Here is a 14,648-nt window from a genome sequence, read left to right as displayed (position 1 = left end):
ATTTATCCGAAAACCAAACAAAAATTGTCTAAAAGTCTTTAAAAAGCACGATAAGCTAGAATTGCTCTAAAAATCAAGTCTCTTTTTCATCCTAGATAGCAATCGTTTCTTAATAATCCGGCCGTAAAACACCAGTGACATATTGTTTAGGTGCCCGATCGAGAACAACATCTACAATTCGACTGGCCTCTTCAGAAGTGCAGGCAACCAGCGGCAGCCGCAAAGGACCGACATTAAAGCCTTGATGATTCAGCACTGCCTTAACTGGTGCTGGGCTGGCTACAGAAAAGAGCGCATTGACTTTGGGCAGAAAACGCCGCTGAATCTGGGCAGCTTTTTTAATATCGCTATCTGCAATAGCTTGAATCATTTCATACAATTCATCACCATTAGTGTGAGATGCCACACTGATGACACCGTCAGCCCCCAGATTCATGGCATGGAAGACTTCCCCATCTTCTCCAGTATAAATGAGAAAGTCATCCGGTTTATTTTCAATAAGGTAAGCCATATTATCAAGATTGGTGCATTCTTTAACGCCAATAATATTTGGATGCTTGGCCAATTTAAGCAGGGTTTCGGGAGCCAATTCCACAACGACACGGCCCGGAATATTATAAATAATAATCGGTAAATCGCTGGCTTCCGCAATCGCTTTAAAATGCTGATAGAGTCCTTCTTGGGTCGGTTTGTTATAATAGGGCACAATGGCAAGTCCTGCAGCAAATCCGCCAAATTCTGCGACCTCTTTGGCGAAATCAACGGAATCTCTTGTGTCGTTGGTCCCAACTCCTGCAATAAGGGGAACCCGGCCTGCAACAATCTTTTGCACAGCGGCGAACAATTCCAATTCTTCATCATGTGTCAGGGTCGGACTTTCAGCCGTTGTTCCAGCTAACAGCAGTCCCTCTGTGTGATGAGCCAGCAAATGTTCAATCAGCTTAGGCAGCGCTTCAAAATTAATAGATCCATCTTCCCTAAAAGGGGTTACAAGTGCTGTAATTATTTTGACATCCTTAAAATCAGTATTAGGCATAAACATCTCCTTTCATCAAGTCACAAGTCCCGTTTAAAGCTCACAGCAAAATAAGAGCTGACCGCCGAATCCCCAAAAAATTCAGGACTCAAGGGGAGGCTCCCTCACAGAACAGCCACAACCGCATGTCAAGCTGCGCTTCCTATGACTGCGCTTCTTTTTTGCTAAACTAAGAGCTTAGGGCGTGTTCCGTTCCAATAAGATACAAAGGCAGCAGGCTGCAGCCGTAAAGAAAGTGATTGAAAAACAGGAACTTGACCAATGCCTTGTAAAGCTGCACCTTGCTTTTGGATTGTATTTTTCCGCAAGTTTAACTGTTTGTTTTTTAATAGTCTCACTGCAGCTTAAATTTCAGCTCTTCGGTTGGACGAACCAGATTTTGGCGATGAAGTTCTTCAGCGATCTGAACAGAATTCCAGGCAGCTCCTTTGAGAAGATTATCTGAGACAACCCACATATGAATCCCGTTTTCGGCATCTAAATCCTTACGGATACGGCCGACAAAAGTATCGCAGCTTCCTACCGCGTTAATGGCCTGAGGATAAAGCTGATTGCTGACATCATCTTCAAGCACTGCTCCAGGAAAGGCAGCAATAGCTGCTTTGACATCTGCAATGGCTGCTTTTTCTTTTGTTTCAATATAAACAGACTCAGAATGAGAATAAAGGACTGGAATCCGGACACAGGTTGCAGAAACAGCTAAATCAGGTTCTTCCATAATTTTTTTCGTTTCCTTGGTCATCTTCATTTCTTCATAGGTATAATCGTTATCTGTAAACACATCAATCTGTGCGAGAGCATTAAACGCAATAGGATAATGTTTTTTATCGCCTCCGGCAGGTAAAATATTTGCCTGGACTGACCGAGGATCTGCACCATCATTTAATACTTCTTTCAATTCCCGTTCTGTTTCATTAATCGCAGACTGACCGGCTCCTGAAACCGCCTGATAGGTTGAAACAATGATACGTTCGAGACCCCATTTGCGGCGGACAGGTTCAAGCGCAACCATCATTTGGATGGTAGAACAATTCGGACAGGCAATAATACCATGGTGGTCTTTGAGGGTATGCGCATTAACTTCCGGAACAACTAAAGGAACATCAGGGTGCTGACGAAAATAAGATGTATTGTCAACAACTACAGCTCCCTCCCGAACAGCATAAGGCGCAAACTTTGCAGAGGTGGAACCGCCAGCGGAAAAAAGAGCGAGGTCAACACCTGCAAATGAGTCTTCTGTTGTTAGTTCAACTTCCACTGGCCGGCCTTTATAGCTCAGCATTTTTCCAGCCGAGCGTTTTGAGGACAAAAATCTGACCCTATCAATAGGGAGGGAAGACGACTCAAGCATTCGAATCATTCGCGTTCCAACAGCCCCAGTAGCACCAACAACAGCAACAGTGTAGCCCATTTAAATACCTCCTACTTAAAACCAATCTTTCAGTTATCTTCAAAATTTTCCAAAAATTTATAATAAATCAATTATACTATTTTTTCCAGAAAATGAAAAGAGCGGCTCTGATTTTTGCCGAAATAGGCTGAGACCGCTGATTATTAATACTTCAAACAAAACTTTAGACATCAAGCTGGCACAAATAAAAAAATCCCTATCATCAGATAGGGAAAGGGCATACTGTCGTATGTGATAAGCAGGTTCACACAACTTACCAAGGTCCGCTCCTTGCGTTATTGACCTCCCTAGCGCATATGTGGCCAAGCCACAGACGGCTCATCGCATAAGAACACTATACCAAAAATAGACCAGTTTGTCAATTACAATAAGGGGGCAATAGCCCGGGTAACCATACCGATAATCTTTTGGCTGGTGGGTCTTGCCTCCAGTTTTTCTTCAGTCACTTCCAGGCATTGTTCCAGAGTCAGCAAATAATCCTTATAAATATCAGCAATAGCTTCCACCCTGTAAAGGTAAGCGGCGCATTCAAAATGATGATAAAGACTGCGGTAATCCAGATTGATTGTACCAACAACTGCTTTGGAAGAATCACTGATAAAAACTTTGGCATGTATAAAACCAGGAGTGTATTCATAAATTTTAACACCCGATTTCATCAGTGCACCATAGTAGGTCTTAGCTAGAGCATATGGAATCGTTTTGTCCGGAATTCCCGGCATAATGATTTTGACATCAACCCCCCGTTCGGCAGCAAAGCGAATGGCATGTTCCATCTCACTGTCTAAAATAAGATAGGGCGTCATAATATAAACGTATTCTTTAGCATGATTAAGGATGTCGATATAAACATTTTCACCGACTTTATCGGTGTCCATAGGAGAGTCGCCATAGGGTATAACATAGCCTTCTGCTTCAGGCAGATGGTCATGACTCCCCAAATAAGGTGCAATATCTATTTCTTTTTCAGTGATAGACCACATTTGCAAAAACATCACCAAAAAACTGTCTACTGCCTGTCCTTCCAGCATAAGCCCCGTATCCTTCCAGTGCCCGAAGCGATCGATATGATTGATATACTCATCAGCCAGATTGACACCGCCGGTAAAAGCAACTTCTCCGTCAATAACAACTATTTTCCGATGATCACGGTAATTATAATAAGTTGAAATAAAAGGCGAAATAGGTGAAAAAGCCTTGGCTTTAATGCCGATTTTTGCCAGTCTTTCAGTATAATCAAAAGATAAAGTTGAAAATTCAATCATTCCATCATACAGAACACGGACTTCTACTCCCTCTTCTACTTTTTTCTCCAAGATAGACAAAATCTCTCCCCACATCAGCCCTTCAGCGATAATAAAGAATTCCATAAAAATATATTTTTCTGCCTTGAGGAGCTGCTGCTTTAATTCTGCAAAAAAATCTTCACCCAGCGGAAAGTAGGTCACTGCTGTCTTCTGGTAAACTGGAAAATTGCCGCTGCTTCTATTGAAATACTGAACCAGATGATAGGTAGTTGATGTAATCCCTTTTAAATCAGCCAAAATAGCCTCATCATCCTGTAAATAAGGCTTGCTGCTGTTAATAAGATGGTTAATTCTTTGCTTTAATTCACGGTAGCCCCAGTCAAATTTTGTATAGAAAAGAAAAAGCGACCCTAATAAGGGAAAAATCATAACCAGAATAAGCCAGGTGACACGTGACAAGGCATCCATCTCACTATTAACCAGATAGAGAACAACTAAAAGAGCTAAAGCGCGCTCCAGCAATTCTAGCCAGAACCGATACTGATCGAGCCACACAAAGGAGGCAATCAAGAAAAGAATTTGAATCATCAGCAAAATAGCAATGACAGTTGTCCGGCTGAAAATACCGCGCAAAAAACCGCGCCGGCTCTTGTCCAACAAATGCATCACCTTATTTTTATTATCGATAACAATCCCTCCCCCTAACAATAAGATACAAAGGCCTTTAAAAATCCGTATGAAAATAGGGGATGGCAAGTGGTGCTGGCATCACGTTGACAGCCATCTTTTTCACTAGGATTTTAGGCCGTGTTCAATTCATCAAGATACAAAGGCCGTTAAAAACGCAAAAGGAAAATAGGGGACTGACCGCTGAGTCACTAAAAACTCTAGGGAAGGCTGTCTTTTTTGCAAAGAGCTTAGCCCGTGTTCAATTCATAAGATACAAAGTCCATTAAAAGAGCAAAGCAAAAAGACGGTAAGTCCGAAATCTATGATAGTCGGGCTGAATCACTTCTGGGCGATTCAGAAAGCAGCTTTTAGGCAGACGTGATTTAGCTCCGCAGCAACTGTTCGTTTTAGTTAACTAGCATTATACCATAGATAAGAGGTAACATTCATCAAGTTATTACTAAAAATACCTAAATTATTCTTGCAGTTTACATACTCTGCCGTTTTAAATTCTAACTGGCAAAATACAGCATAAAAAGTAATAGCTCTTAAAAGAGACCTAAGGCCTTACCATCTTCTGTCACATCCATATTAAGAGCTGCCGGCTGCTTAGGAAGACCAGGCATGGTCATCACGTCACCAGTAAGGGCAACAATAAATCCAGCACCTGTTTTAGGAACTAACTCCCGAATGGTGATTTCAAAATCCTTTGGTACTCCAAGTGAGGATGGATTATCTGAAAAACTGTACTGTGTTTTGGCCATACAAACCGGCAGTTTATCCCATCCGAATCGCGCAAACTGTTTAAGCTGCGACTGTGCTTTAGAACTAAAGACTACTGATTTACCTCCGTAAATTTTTGTCACAATCTTAGTAATTTTGTCTTCTAAACTGTCATCATCACTATAAAGACGCTTATATTCTGCCGGTTGTTCTTCGATGGCGGAAATCACTGCTTTTGCAAGAGCAAGCCCGCCAGCAGCGCCATCAGCCCAAACACTCACTGCTGCAGCAGGTACATTGATTTCAGCACAAAGTTTTTCCAAAACAGCCACTTCTGCTGCTGTATCGTTTATAAATTCGTTGATAGCCACCACAACCGGCAGACCGTACTGACGCATATTTTCAATATGCCGTTTTAAATTAGCAAAACCAGCTTTAACTGCATCAGTATCTTCTTTGTCTAATTCGTCTTTAGCAAGTCCGCCATGCATCTTTAAAGCCCGCAAGGTTGCTACAATAACAACTGCATCAGGCGCTGCTGGCAGATTAGGTGTCTTAATATCTAAAAATTTTTCTGCTCCTAAATCGGCTCCAAACCCTGCTTCGGTTACTGTATAATCTGCCAGATGCATAGCCGTTTCAGTAGCAAGTACAGAATTACAGCCATGTGCAATATTGGCAAAAGGGCCCCCATGAACCAAAGCTGGTGTCCCATAGATTGTTTGTACAAGATTAGGTTTAACTGCATCTTTCAAAATCAATGCTAGAGCCCCTTCTACCTTAAGATCTCTGACATAAACAGGGGAACGGTCATGGCGATAGCCAATAACAATATTTGCCAAACGTTTTTTAAGATCTTTAAGATCAGTCGCTAAGCAAAGAACGGCCATAATCTCTGAGGCAACTGTAATATCAAAACCATCCTCACGCGGTATCCCATTAACCGGGCTGCCCAGACCGACAATAACCTGACGCAGAGCACGGTCATTGAGATCGACAACCCGTTTCCAAATAATCCGCCTCTGATCAATTCCTAATTCATTGCCCTGCTGCAGATGGTTGTCAATCAAGGCTGAAAGAGCATTGTTGGCTGTTGTAATAGCATGCATATCACCAGTGAAATGCAGATTGATATCTTCCATAGGCAAAACTTGGGCATATCCTCCGCCGGCAGCACCTCCTTTGATTCCCATAACGGGACCGAGCGAAGGTTCTCGAAGCGCTAACATCGTTTTTTTCCCTAATTTGCTGAGCGCATCCGCCAGACCGATACTGACTGTGGACTTCCCTTCACCAGCAGGAGTTGGATTAATAGCAGTGACTAAGACAAGTTTCCCTGTTTTTTGAGATTTAACAGCCTTTATTTTATCAAAAGACAGCTTTGCCTTATAAGGGCCGTATAAATCCAAGTCATCAAACTTTAAACCAACTTTTTCGGCAATCTCCGTAATAGGACTGAGTTCAGTATTTTGGGCAATTTCGATATCAGATTTCATTGGATTCTCCTCAATTTTGATACTTTTATTATAGCTTAAAAAAGCCAATTACGCATGTTGCATACTCAAAACCATACAAATGTTCGGTTTTTTGTTGTTACTGGAAAACTGCGAAGAACTAAAGCAGCTGTTTTAGGAACAGCAAAATAACCATATTTTTTAACCTCCCAATTATTTCACTGCTGACACTTGAATACCTTGATGGCTGAATCACATAATCTTTAAAAGACCTTATTTTAAATTTTCAGCAAACTTATAGGATAGAAGCCATGAGCCATCAGACTGGTTAACAAAGCGCAGTGAAACAGAGACATTCTCATTATCAATTGCTGTCTGGTAGCTGATAAAGCGCGTTGTGGTATTGTCTGTAGTCGACTCAAAAGCTGTCGAAGGTTCACCATAAGCCGCAACAATGTCATCATAAGTCATTCCGCCGCTGCCGCTGTTTGGGTCACCTACTGTCAAATTGTCAAAAGCTTCTCTGTCCCAAGAAAATGTTTTATCTTCAGAATACTTAAGCGTTGACGGTGTTGTTTCTTTAGTATTCTCACTTCCGCTTCGGTGAGTTCGATCAAAGCCTTTATAAAGACCAAAAGCAATCAAAAGAAAAAGGAGGCTAAAGAGTGGTAAAAGCAGGCTTTTTTTTAATCCTGATCTGGCAGCAAAATAAGCTGCAAGTGTTAAAATGATCACTGATAGCGCAAATAACAGATAAAACATTATAATCCTCTTACTTGAATTTTTACTATCTATTGTAGTCTATTTTTCTAAAAAAAACAAACTGCCGGAAAGCAGTTTGTAAAATTAGGCAAATGTGAGATTTGTCTGCACTTGGTGGGCAATAAGAAAGAGACAAGTCTTTTGAATATATCAAATGGCTTCTTTTCTTGGTTTGACAGATTCATAGATAGGTAGTAAATATATAGGTTTCTCACTCTATCTGACTATTAAGGCATAAACCCATTTGGTGCACCACCTTCCATCATTCCTTCCTGAGCTGTGGATAGTGCTGCAGTCGCAGTCACTGTCTGATCGTCAACAGTAATGGTATAGGTTTCACCGGCTGCCATTTCAGGACTGCTGGCCAGAACGTTTTGAAATTCCTGAGTGGCTGTGTAGGCCAGCAATTCATTGCCATCAGAATCGGTAATTCTTATCTTTGAGCCAGCACTGCCTTGAATGTTTTCCATAATCGAAGCTTGTGTTGAACGGTCGCCAAATCCTTGGGCCATCTGACTGTCTCCCAGAAAAATAAGCTGTCCTCCGGTAATAATGCCTTCTGTTTCATAGTCCAGGGCATTATTTGTTGTATTTGTAGCTGCATTTATGTATATCGTTCCGCCGTTAATTTCAAGAGTATGATTAGAATCAATACCATCACCTGATGTTGTTATATTAAAATTGCCGCCATTAATCACTAAGCTGATATCTTCTTGGTCCGCGTTAGAGTTAGCTGCATTAATCGCATCGTCATCCGTATTAAGTGTAAAGTTCCCATCGTTAATGGTAATCGTTTTTCCTTCTAGCCCTTCCTTGGCTTCTGTAATGTCAATATCTCCGCTGTCAATCACCAAGTCACCGGAAGCATGAACCGCATCATCTCCTGCTGAAATCGCTAAATGATTGTTAGCCAGATAAAGATTGCCCAAAGTCAAATCATCATCGTTGTCACTTTTAATCGCGTCATCGTCAGCTTTAATAACCATAGTTGTGTTGGCAATATTAAGCTCATTATCAGCCTTGATCGCGTCACCGGCTGCTGTTAGCTCATAAGATCCGCCGGTAACATGAATATCGGCCTCAGACTTAACCGCATTATTATTGCTGCTGTTAACTGTTAAGGCGCCAGTACCGTTAAAGGTTAGAGCGGTTTTGCCGTAGATGGCTGCATCAAGATTTGCTTCACTGCTGCTTGAATCTGAGATACTGTTATCTGTTCCTTGAGCAAGCGTTATATAGACGCGTTGAGCAGATTCTGCATAGATGGCTGCTTTGTTGCCGGTCATTTTGATATTATCAAAGACAAGATGAATATCATCTGAATCTGCAGCAGCAATTTTAATCTGCACATTTTCAGAGCTGCCTGAAATAAGATAGGTGCCGGCTTTCGAAATCGTGACTACTGAATCGGAAAGACTGGCCCCATCGCCGGAGATATCAGCGCTGCTGTCGGTTAATTGAATTTTTGTGGCTTTAGTGTCATCGTAGTCTGTCTTAGAGTCTTCATCAGTAAAATAACTTTCATTAACAGCTGTCGATTGGCTTGCAGCAGAAACTGATGCTCCAGTCCCTGATGTGTTTGCTGTCTGGCTGCCAGCCGAGCAGGCAGCTGTTACTAAAAGTGAGGCACTGCATAAGGCAAATAATGCATTTTTCGTTTTTGTTTTTAACATTGTCTTCCATCCTTTTACAATCATTTTATGCACTATGGTAAGCCAGTAAACTAAAAAAATACTGAAAAATACCTGAATCTTTTCTAAAATTGTGCTGAAAGTCTTAAGAGCAATGAGAGTGAGAAGCATGATTGAAGACAGTGTTTTTTCTTGATAGCAAAAAGTTTAAGAAACTCAGTTTTTTTGATAAAATATGGCTATGAAAATTTTAATCACATCAGGCGGAACAAGAGAAAAAATTGATGCTGTAAGAAGCATTGCCAACCATGCCAGCGGCAGCTTAGGGAAACAAATAGCTGAAAAATTTCTTGCACAAGGCCATCAAGTGACTTTAGTGACAACTAAAACGGCTGTCAAACCGGCCAGACAGCCTAACCTTTGTCTGGCTGAAATTACAGATGTCAGCAGTTTAATTCAGACTTTAGAACCTCTGGTCAAAACGCATGACCTGCTGATTCACAGCATGGCTGTCTCTGATTATACACCAGTTTATATGACAGACTTAGACGAAGTTCAGCAAGCAGAAAATGTAACAGAGCTTTTAAGTAGAAAAAACAGTCAGCAAAAAATTTCATCAGCAGCTGACTATCAAGTACTTTTTCTAAAAAAGACAGCAAAAGTGATCAGTCTTGTTAAACAATGGAATCCTCAAATAAAACTCATTGGATTTAAACTGCTGGCCGGTGTTTCTAAAGATACGCTTTTTGCTGCGGCCAGAAAAAGTCTTATCAATAATCAGGCTTCCTATATTCTGGCTAATGATCTGTTTGAAATAAAGGCAGACAGCCACCACGCTTTTCTAATCGGTCATACTGAAATACATGAAGCATTTACCAAGTCCGAAATTGCTCAGCTCATATACGAAAAGGGGATACAAAATGACTAAAACGATCACACTTGCCGTATCCGGCAGTATTTCTGCCTATAAAGCTGCAGATTTGAGCAACCGTCTAACCAAATTGGGATATGATGTCCATGTTCTGATGACTCAGGCAGCAACAGCTTTTATTACACCGCTGACTTTACAGGTTCTGTCTAAAAATCCTGTTCATGTCGATCTCATGCAGGAAGAAGATGCTAAGCGTATCAACCATATTGAACTGGCCAAACAGACCGATCTTTTTATCCTTGCTCCTGCTTCTGCTAATACAATTGCCCATTTAGCTCATGGTTTTGCTGACAATATGGTCACCGCTGTGGCTTTGGCCTTAGCTGAGGACAGGCCCAAATTGCTGGCTCCTGCCATGAACACAAAAATGTACGACAATCCTATTACTCAGGCTAATCTGCAGATTTTAAAAGAGAATGGCTATGATGAAATTGAACCGCGTTCCAGTGTCTTAGCCTGCGGCGATACTGGACGCGGCGCACTTGCCGAACTGGATATTATTGTCAAAAAAATTGAGGAAAAGGTTTATGAATAAACGAAAATCATCAGATGTTGCAATTATCTCTATCTTTTTTGCGGCCATGCTGCTCATTCACCTATTGAGTTCTCTTATCTTTAATGTTTGGCTGGTCCCTATTAAACCGACTCTTATGCATATCCCTGTTATTATTGCATCTATCGTTTACGGCCCTAAAATAGGGAGTATTTTAGGAGGTTTAATGGGGATTGTCAGTCTGCTAACCAATACCCTTGTACTTCTGCCAACCAGTTATCTTTTTTCACCTTTTGTTGAAAATGGCAATCTCGCTTCAGCCCTTATTGCCATTTTGCCGCGAGTCCTAATCGGCATCGTTCCCTATTTTATTTATAAATGGTGGCCCAGCAAAGCAGGGTTGTTTGCGGCAGGTTTTTCTGGTGCACTGACTAATACACTTTTTGTCCTTTCTGGAATCTTTATTTTCTTCTCCTCAGTTTACGGCAATGATGTTAAAGCACTGCTAGCTGCCGTTATTTCAGCCAACTCAATTGCTGAGATGATCATATCAGCATTGCTGACCGCTGCAATTGCCCCCGTCCTTCTTAAGCTTAAAAAATAAATCGCGGAAAACCCGTGATTTTTCTTTTTGAAAATGATATAATGAAAGCGGTTAAAATATTAAAAAGTATTAGGCTTAAATCTCAGCGTCAGGCATTGGCTAAGAGCTTTTTGTTCGCTATTTAATCCTTTTTTAGGCCTCAATAACTTAATTAAAAGGAGTTGCACTATGACTTATACAGAAAATTATCAAAATTGGCTTGATTTTGCTGAACTTCCTGACTATCTGCGTGACGAACTGGGCACAATGGATGAAAAAACTAAGGAAGATGCATTTTATACCAACCTCGAGTTTGGAACAGCCGGCATGCGCGGCTATATCGGTGCAGGAACAAATCGGATTAATATCTATGTTGTCCGACAGGCGACTGAGGGTTTAGCTAAACTGTTTGAAACAAAAGGCGACGAGGTTAAAAAGCGCGGTGTGGCTATTGCTTATGATTCCCGCCACTTTTCACCGGAATTTGCTTTTGAATCAGCACAGGTCTTAGCAAAGCACGGGATTAAGGCTTATGTTTTTGAAAGCCTGCGCCCGACTCCGGAACTGTCATTTGCTGTCCGCCATTTAGGTGCTTTCGCCGGAATCATGATAACAGCCAGTCATAATCCAGCTCCTTTTAATGGTTATAAAGTTTACGGAGAGGACGGCGGACAGATGCCTCCTCAAGATGCTGATGCCTTGACTGATTTTATTCGGGCTATTGACAATCCATTTGCTGTCCAGCTGGCTGATCTCGAAGAAGCTAAAGCTTCCGGTCTTATTGAAGTCATCGGTGAAGCTGTCGATGCTGAATACCTAAAAGAAGTCAGAGAGGTTAATATCAACCAGCAGCTGATTGATGAATACGGCAAAGATATGAAAATTGTCTATACGCCGCTGCATGGTACCGGCGAAATGCTGGCGCGCCGTGCTTTAGCACAGGCTGGTTTTGCTTCTGTTCAAGTTGTCGAGGAACAAGCTGTGCCTGACTCAGACTTTGCAACAGTCAAATCACCTAACCCTGAAAATCAGGAAGCCTTTGCTTTAGCCGAAAAGTTAGGACGTGAGGCTGATGCAGATGTTTTAGTGGCGACCGATCCGGACGCAGACCGGCTAGGCGTTGAAATCCGCCAAGCTGACGGATCCTATAAGAATCTGTCCGGCAACCAAATCGGTGCCATTATTGCCAAATATATTTTAGAGGCGCATAAAACTGCCGGAACACTGCCAGAAAATGCTGCTTTAGCTAAATCAATCGTATCAACCGAATTGGTAACTAAAATTGCTGAAAGTTACGGTGCAACCATGTTTAATGTGCTGACCGGCTTTAAATTCATCGCTGAAAAGATTCAGGAATTTGAAGAACAGCAAAATTATACCTATATGTTTGGTTTTGAAGAGAGCTTCGGTTATTTGATTAAACCCTTCGTACGTGACAAAGATGCTATTCAGGCTGTCCTTCTCGTTGCTGAAATCGCAGCTTATTACCGCTCACGCGGCCTGACTCTGGCTGACGGTATTGAAGAAATCTACAAAGAATACGGTTATTTTGCTGAAAAGACCATTTCAGTTACCCTGTCAGGAGTTGATGGGGCAGCAGAGATTAAAAAGATTATGGATAAATTCCGCGACAGTGCACCAGCCCAATTTAATGCTACTGCTATTGTGAAAACAGAAGATTTTCAAGCTCAGACGTCCACAACAGAGGCAGGTGTTGAAACTTTGACAACACCGCCAAGCAATGTTCTTAAGTATACTCTTGCCGATGATTCCTGGATTGCTGTCCGTCCGTCCGGAACAGAGCCTAAAATCAAATTCTACATCGCAACAGTGGGTGACAGCTTAGCTGACGCTGAAACTAAAATTGCAGCTATCGAAAGTGAAATCAATGACTTTATTAGCTAGTGTATAAATGGCTCTTTGCCAACTATAGTGGGTATCGGACCTGAAGGGGCATGTTTGTGGGCAGTCCTCAAGAGCTTGCTGACAAAATCATTGGTCTGGTTAATCATTTGCAACTGAACCGATTTATGCTCCATCTGCCAATCGGTTCAATGCCACATAAAAAGACCTTGGAAGCTATTCGTTTGTTTGGTAAAGAGACTGCTCCAATTGTTCGTCAACATTTTGAGTCTGTCTCAAAAAGTAAGTAAGCAAAAAAGCGGGATAGGAATCGACTTTAACATCTGCCGATTCCTATTCCGCTCCTTTTTGACTGTTTCACATTTTATTTTACAGACCAATTAGAATCTGTGCAACCTTAAAATAAATAAGCAAGGCACAGGCATCTACGATTGTCGTCACAAGAGGTCCTGCCATGACTGCCGGGTCCTGCTTTAATTTTTTAGCCAAAAGAGGCAGAAACCCTCCGACCAGTTTGGCTAAAATAATAGTCAGCAAAAGCGTCACACTTACGGTCAGCATCACCAGAAAATCAGTATCAGTAAACAGAAGCATTCGCAAAATATTTACTAAGGCTAAGACAGTCCCCACAAGAAAACCGACACGAAATTCCTTCCAAACAACATGCACGCTGTCTGAAAAGTCTAATTCATCTAAGGCCAGCGACTGAATAATTAAAGTTGAGGACTGTGAGCCAGAGTTTCCGCCGCTGTCCATAAGCATGGGAATAAAAGCTGTTAAGGCAACTGCTGTAGACAAAACAGCTTCATAATGATCAATAATACCTCCGGTCACCGTTGCTGACAGCATTAGAAAAAGCAGCCATACAATCCTTTTTTTGGCTAAAGTGATGACAGAAGTTTCTAAATAAGAGCTCTCACTTGGTGCCATCCCCTGCATCAAAGCATAATCTTCATAGATTTCTTCCGAAATAACCTCAAAAATGTCATCAGCAGTGATAATACCTACTAATCGCTGCTCGCTGTCACAGACCGGCAAGACTAAAAGCGAGTACTTATGGAAGAGCTTTGCTGCTTCTTCCTGATCCGCACCGGTCGTGATAGTTAAGGGCCGCCAATGAATAATTGATGAAAGATCTTCTGTATCCAGCCTCAGCAAGTCAGCTAAGTACAAATAGCCATTTAAACGCCGCTCATCATCAATCACAAAAATTGTATTGAGGTGCTCGTGTCCAGCAGTTGACGTTTTTAATTTTTCTAAAACCTCAGATACTTTAGCTCTCTTTCGGACAGCAATATAATCAGCACTCATCAGACTTCCTACACTGCCTTCAGGATAATTCAAAAGACGATTAATCACCTGACGGCGGTTTTCTGGAATATGCAAAAGGAGCTTCGTCACTAAATTTGAAGGCAGCTCCTGCAAACTGTCTACCAGTTCATCTGAGTCTAATTCCGCCAAAATATCCGGAAGATCAACCTGTGCTAAGCTTTCAATAAGGTTGATTTTGTCCTCAGCAGGCAGCTCAGCAAAAAGTTCTGCCAACTGCTCTTTTGAGAAGAATCTAAGCATCAGCGCACGCTTTTCAGGTTCTAACTCCAGCATATAAGCCGATAAATCGACACGGTGGCTGTGCTTGACAAACGCTTGCATTTCTTCCATTTCTGCTTTAGAAATAGATAGCGGCATAATTGGCTGTCCTCCTTTTTTCAAAATCCTTATTTATTATACTAATTTGGAGTGCGGCAGTCAATAAAACAAATAGTGACATACAGCGTTATGAGCTGCTGCTATAATCAAAAAATGCCCTGTCAATACCTCAGCTGAAAGATTCCTAAAAACAGC

The 14,648-nt window shown here is 41.6% G+C and carries 11 protein-coding genes and 1 pseudogene; 5 read left to right on the top strand and 7 right to left on the bottom strand.

Annotation, left to right across the window (positions count from 1 at the left end; all coding sequences use genetic code 11):
* Positions 1-109: 109 nt before the first annotated feature.
* The 6 genes from dapA to A0O21_RS04435 all read right to left on the bottom strand — a co-directional run bounded on the left by dapA (position 110) and on the right by A0O21_RS04435 (position 8,975).
* A complete protein-coding gene (gene dapA / locus A0O21_RS04465) occupies positions 110-1,036 on the bottom strand; it encodes a 4-hydroxy-tetrahydrodipicolinate synthase (protein WP_067061932.1) in 927 nt (308 codons plus the stop codon).
* A 334-nt stretch (positions 1,037-1,370) separates the two neighbouring features.
* A complete protein-coding gene (locus tag A0O21_RS04460; RefSeq protein WP_067061930.1) occupies positions 1,371-2,447 on the bottom strand; it encodes an aspartate-semialdehyde dehydrogenase in 1,077 nt (358 codons plus the stop codon).
* 362 nt (positions 2,448-2,809) lie between these two features.
* Positions 2,810-4,360 (bottom strand): cardiolipin synthase, encoded by a 1,551-nt coding sequence (cls, locus tag A0O21_RS04455; RefSeq protein WP_067061927.1) that lies wholly within the window; start codon positions 4,358-4,360, stop codon positions 2,810-2,812.
* Positions 4,361-4,911: 551 nt separating this feature from the next.
* A complete protein-coding gene (locus A0O21_RS04445; protein ID WP_067061922.1) occupies positions 4,912-6,582 on the bottom strand; it encodes a formate--tetrahydrofolate ligase in 1,671 nt (556 codons plus the stop codon).
* Positions 6,583-6,813: 231 nt separating this feature from the next.
* Positions 6,814-7,302 (bottom strand): hypothetical protein, encoded by a 489-nt coding sequence (locus A0O21_RS04440; RefSeq protein ID WP_067061919.1) that lies wholly within the window; start codon positions 7,300-7,302, stop codon positions 6,814-6,816.
* A 227-nt stretch (positions 7,303-7,529) separates the two neighbouring features.
* Positions 7,530-8,975: a carbohydrate-binding domain-containing protein gene (locus A0O21_RS04435; protein ID WP_067065134.1), complete on the bottom strand. Its 1,446-nt coding sequence runs from the start codon at positions 8,973-8,975 to the stop codon at positions 7,530-7,532.
* A 199-nt stretch (positions 8,976-9,174) separates the two neighbouring features.
* On the opposite strand from A0O21_RS04435, the gene A0O21_RS04430 reads away from it, so the two are divergent.
* The 5 genes and pseudogenes from A0O21_RS04430 to A0O21_RS04410 form a co-directional block, all read left to right on the top strand.
* Entirely contained in the window at positions 9,175-9,861 is a 687-nt protein-coding gene (locus A0O21_RS04430; RefSeq protein WP_067065131.1) for a phosphopantothenate--cysteine ligase, read from the top strand.
* Entirely contained in the window at positions 9,854-10,399 is a 546-nt protein-coding gene (gene coaC, locus A0O21_RS04425; RefSeq protein ID WP_067061916.1) for a phosphopantothenoylcysteine decarboxylase, read from the top strand. The genes A0O21_RS04430 and coaC overlap by 8 nt, the downstream gene beginning before the upstream one ends.
* Positions 10,392-10,961, top strand: coding sequence for an ECF transporter S component (locus A0O21_RS04420; protein WP_067061914.1), 570 nt, complete (start codon positions 10,392-10,394; stop codon positions 10,959-10,961). Before coaC ends, A0O21_RS04420 begins: the two co-directional genes overlap by 8 nt.
* 168 nt (positions 10,962-11,129) lie before the next feature.
* Positions 11,130-12,845, top strand: a complete 1,716-nt coding sequence (locus A0O21_RS04415) for a phospho-sugar mutase (protein ID WP_067061911.1) — start codon at positions 11,130-11,132, stop codon at positions 12,843-12,845.
* A gap of 33 nt (positions 12,846-12,878) precedes the next feature.
* Positions 12,879-13,093: pseudogene (locus A0O21_RS04410) on the top strand (LLM class flavin-dependent oxidoreductase); the annotation flags it as partial.
* A gap of 79 nt (positions 13,094-13,172) precedes the next feature.
* Here the strand turns inward: A0O21_RS04410 and mgtE are convergent.
* Entirely contained in the window at positions 13,173-14,492 is a 1,320-nt protein-coding gene (gene mgtE, locus A0O21_RS04405; protein ID WP_067061905.1) for a magnesium transporter, read from the bottom strand.
* Between the last annotated feature and the right edge of the window lie 156 nt (positions 14,493-14,648).

Source organism: Streptococcus pantholopis (assembly GCF_001642085.1).
Taxonomy (GTDB): domain Bacteria; phylum Bacillota; class Bacilli; order Lactobacillales; family Streptococcaceae; genus Streptococcus; species Streptococcus pantholopis.
Note: the sequence above shows the minus strand (reverse complement) of the source record. Positions and strands in the feature narration are given on the sequence as shown.